We start from the raw sequence: 3,826 nt of genomic DNA, 5'->3' as shown, positions 1-3,826 counted from the left end.
GTGAAGAATGGGAAGGTTGCACCAATTGCTGCATGTAGAGCGATCGAGGCGAGAATAGCGATCGCCGTCGGATCGCTTAAAATGTCTAAAAAGTTTTTGCGGGCGGAAGATTGATACATATTAATCGTAAACGCTAACTGTCAGACATTAGGACTAGACGATCTGCTCCACAGCGGATGTCCGCCAGCAATGGGAGGGTGCCAACACCTGAGCGATCGATCGTCGTGGAGATCGCACTGCGGCTGAATGGTGGATCGATCGACAAACTGAGTCACAATGGTGTTTGTTACATCGGCACTCGATTCCCCGCTACCTATTCTAAACCACATATTGCGATCGCGAATCTCGATCGAATTTAAAGCGGATTTCGTTAAATCGCGCAAATTATTGTCATAATTATTAATATCCGACCAAAATCCGTACTAAAGTCACCAATGCTTGGAGAACTCAAGTCTTTTCGGCACAACCCCCTCCGCTGGCTCAAGCGTCGCTATCTACGGTGGGTGGCGTTGAGCTACTGGAGCTATCGGTGGCTATTTAGTCGTCGCCAAGAGCGACAGTTTGCCCAGGTGCAAATTTGGCGGGTAGTAGCTGGATTTGATTTTGCTGCCTGGTTGCTGGCCATGGAAGATTCGGTCAAGCCTGAATATTGGGGCATGATGTAATCGTTTTCGACAAGTACTCGTGTCTCGATCGGGGGGAACGCATGGTTGTTAAACTAAAAGCCCGTATTCCTCATTGACGAAGGAGTGCGGGCTTTGAGAGTGTGATAATTCAAATTTCGACGGGCTTGAATTGGTCTATCTATTATTGATAAACGGTAGCTACTTATTAATAAGCGGTTACCGTTTATCAATTATTTAATGTTGCTAAATCTTTCGACCATAAGCCCCCTAAAAATTGCCTTGTCATATCCGAAAAGCCTGTAATGCTTGCAGTACATGAGATGAGTTGCGCCTGGTTCAAACAAAATTAGCAATTATTGTCATAATCGTTTCTAGATGGGGCTAGACGATCGTTCCCATCACCTCAAGCATTTTCATCACAGCACATGACACATCTCAATCCGCTACCGACACCGATCGATCCCACCTGCGACGCGATCCCAGCGGTGACTGCCTTAGCACCGATGCAGGATGTAACGGACATTCACTTTATGCAGACGATCGCGACATACGGCTGTCCCGACTACTTTTTTACTGAGTATTTTCGGGTACATCGGGATTCTGGACTGGATAAATATATTTTGCGATCGATTACCGAAAACACGACGGGTTATCCGGTGTTCGCACAAATGATTGGGGAGAGCATTCCCGATTTAGTCAGAACGGCCAGGTTGCTAAGTCGCTACCCGATTGCGGGGATCGATCTGAATCTGGGCTGTCCGGCTCCGCGAGTGTATCGGAAGAATGTCGGTGGCGGCTTGTTGCGCGATCCTGAGACGATCGATCGGATTTTAGGCGAGTTGCGATCGGTAGTTAGCGGTCGATTGACAGTAAAAATGCGGGTTGGCTTTGAGGATACCAGTCAATTCGATCGAATTCTAGAGATAATCGATCGACACGACATCGATCTGCTGAGCTTACACGGTCGCACGGTCAAAGCGATGTATCACGGCACCGTCGATTATGACCTTATTGCCCATGCCGTCCAAAAATTGCGCTGTCCGGTATTGGCGAATGGAAATGTCAGTTCGGCAGCCACCGCGATGCGCGTGCTCGCCCATACGCAAGCCGCTGGCGTGATGATCGGGCGTGCTGCGATCCGCAATCCCTGGATTTTTAGACAAATTCGCCAGATATTAGCTGGACAAGCGGCTGAAAGCACTACGCTAGAGCAGGTACGGGATTATATCGATCGATTGCACCAGATGCAGCTCGGTAAATCAATCCCCGAACGATCGCGCGTCAGCCATCTGAAGATGTATCTCAATTACATCGGGCAAAGTGTGGATGCCGAGGGGATCTTCCTGCGAGATATGCGTAAATCCCAGACTGAAGCTGAACTATTTGGCGTCTGCGATCGCGAGTTGCTTGGTGAGGCTGCTGATGGCGGCGCACGGATATTTGCGACGGAGCCTTATATCGGACTCTTTGCGCGTCCGCAGTGCGAAGCTTGACCAAAATATTTGGGATTCAAGCCTCGCACTTCAGGACGACTTTTGCCCCTGAATATACTTCTTTAAGACTTCGATTGGTGCCCCACCAGAAGAGACAGCAAAATAGGCTGGACTCCAGAGGTGATCTTTATGGGGAGAAGGGAATTGTTTCCGATAGAAGCGACTCGAAACTCCCTTCAAATGGTTCACAATTACCGAAATAGATAGTTTGGGTGGGTATTCAACTAACAGATGGATCTGGTCGGCTTCGCCATTGCATTCCACCACTTTAAAATCCATCTTCCTAGCCACCTCAATAAATGATTTACGCAGCCAAGTTTAGACTTGTTGCGTGAATATTTTTCGCCGATATTTGGTCACGAAGACCAAATGAACTTCTAAGTCTGTAACGCTGTGTCTACCTCTTCGGTATTGTGTTGCCATATTTCAGACCAAATGAGATACTCAGATCCATGAAAGCACGTTTTCGATATCGCGTCTACCCTAAGCCCACCCAAATTAGCGCACTCAATCAGTTGTTTGGATGTGTCAGAGTGGTGTGGAATGATGCACTCAATTTCTGCAATCAATCCTATCGAGATGGAGTTAAATACCCAGGCGAATCCGAACTTCAAAAGCAATTTATTACTGCGGCTAAAAAGACTCAAGCTAGAGAATGGCTAAGTCAGGCTTCCAATATTCCTTTGCAGCAGTCCATTCGCGACTTAGGAACAGCCTATCAGAACTTTTTCAAGTCCTGTAGTGGGAAAAGACAAGGCAAGAAGGTTAATCCGCCTAAGTTCAAGAAACGCTTGAATGCTCAATCCTGTCGATTTAGAGTTGGCGGTTTTAAAGTCAACGAGCGGACAGTTTATTTAGCTAAGATTGGCAAGCTTAAAATCGAGTGGAGCCGTCCTCTGCCAGCAGCTCCAAGCAGTGTCACGCTAATTCGAGATGCGGCAAATCGCTACTTCATGAGTTTTGTGGTCGAAATCAATCCAACTCCTCTCCCAGGCAATGGTCAAAGTGTTGGAATCGATCTAGGAATAACTGATTTTGCAACTTTTAGTACGGGCGAAAAGGTTAAAGCTCCTAAACCGCTTAAATCCAGATTGCGCCGCTTAAAAAAAGCGCAGCGCAACCTCAAGAAGAAGATAAAAGGCAGCAATCGACTCAAGCTGGCAAGGCTCAGAGTCGCTAAAATCCATGCCAAAATAAAGGACATTCGGACAGATTTTCTGCACAAGTTATCCACTAGAATCGTTAACGAAAATCAAGTTATCGCGCTAGAGGATCTAAATGTGAGTGGTATGGTCAAAAACCGTAAGTTATCTCGGACGATATCCGACTTGGGATGGCGAAGTTTTCGGACGATGCTTGAGGCAAAAGCTGCTATGTACGGGCGCGATTTGCGAGTAATTAGCCGCTGGGAACCAACTTCTCAAAAATGCTCGTGCTGCGGCGAGAAAGGCGGCAAGAAGCAACTCAAAGTTCGCGAGTGGGAATGCCTGTTTTGTGGAGCGATTCACGATCGAGACATAAACGCTAGCCGGAACATAATTCAAGTCGCGGGTGGTCAATCCGAGACTCAAACTGGACGTGGAGGCGATGTCAGACTACCTTTTAAAGTAGCAATCTCCGATGAGACGTCAACCTACTCTAACTTAGATCGAACTCGAACTAAGTAACAGGGAATCCTCGTCTGTTCACAGCGAGGAGGATGTCAAA

General features: G+C 47.3%; 4 protein-coding genes and 1 pseudogene. 4 read left to right on the top strand and 1 reads right to left on the bottom strand.

Annotated features, from left to right (window positions below):
- Window positions 1-197 precede the first annotated feature (197 nt).
- The 3 genes from RMO27_RS04220 (at window position 198) to RMO27_RS04210 (ending at window position 2,119) form a co-directional block, all read left to right on the top strand.
- Entirely contained in the window at window positions 198-359 is a 162-nt protein-coding gene (locus RMO27_RS04220) for a hypothetical protein (protein ID WP_309729416.1), read from the top strand.
- 75 nt (window positions 360-434) lie between these two features.
- Window positions 435-665 carry a hypothetical protein gene (locus tag RMO27_RS04215; protein WP_309729415.1) on the top strand — a complete coding sequence of 77 codons (231 nt, stop codon included), beginning with the start codon at window positions 435-437 and terminating at the stop codon, window positions 663-665.
- A 386-nt stretch (window positions 666-1,051) separates the two neighbouring features.
- Window positions 1,052-2,119: a tRNA-dihydrouridine synthase family protein gene (locus tag RMO27_RS04210; protein WP_309729413.1), complete on the top strand. Its 1,068-nt coding sequence runs from the start codon at window positions 1,052-1,054 to the stop codon at window positions 2,117-2,119.
- A gap of 30 nt (window positions 2,120-2,149) precedes the next feature.
- Here RMO27_RS04210 and tnpA read toward each other — a convergent pair.
- A pseudogene (gene tnpA, locus RMO27_RS04205) lies at window positions 2,150-2,542 on the bottom strand (IS200/IS605 family transposase).
- Between the two features lie 29 nt (window positions 2,543-2,571).
- Here tnpA and RMO27_RS04200 point away from each other — a divergent pair.
- Window positions 2,572-3,786 carry an RNA-guided endonuclease TnpB family protein gene (locus RMO27_RS04200; RefSeq protein WP_309729411.1) on the top strand — a complete coding sequence of 405 codons (1,215 nt, stop codon included), beginning with the start codon at window positions 2,572-2,574 and terminating at the stop codon, window positions 3,784-3,786.
- The last annotated feature ends 40 nt before the right edge of the window (window positions 3,787-3,826 follow it).

Source organism: Chamaesiphon sp. OTE_75_metabat_556 (genome assembly GCF_031378165.1).
In the GTDB taxonomy this organism is placed as follows: domain Bacteria; phylum Cyanobacteriota; class Cyanobacteriia; order Cyanobacteriales; family Chamaesiphonaceae; genus Chamaesiphon.
The sequence above is the reverse complement of the archived record's forward strand: the minus strand, read 5'-3'. Positions and strand labels throughout refer to the sequence as shown.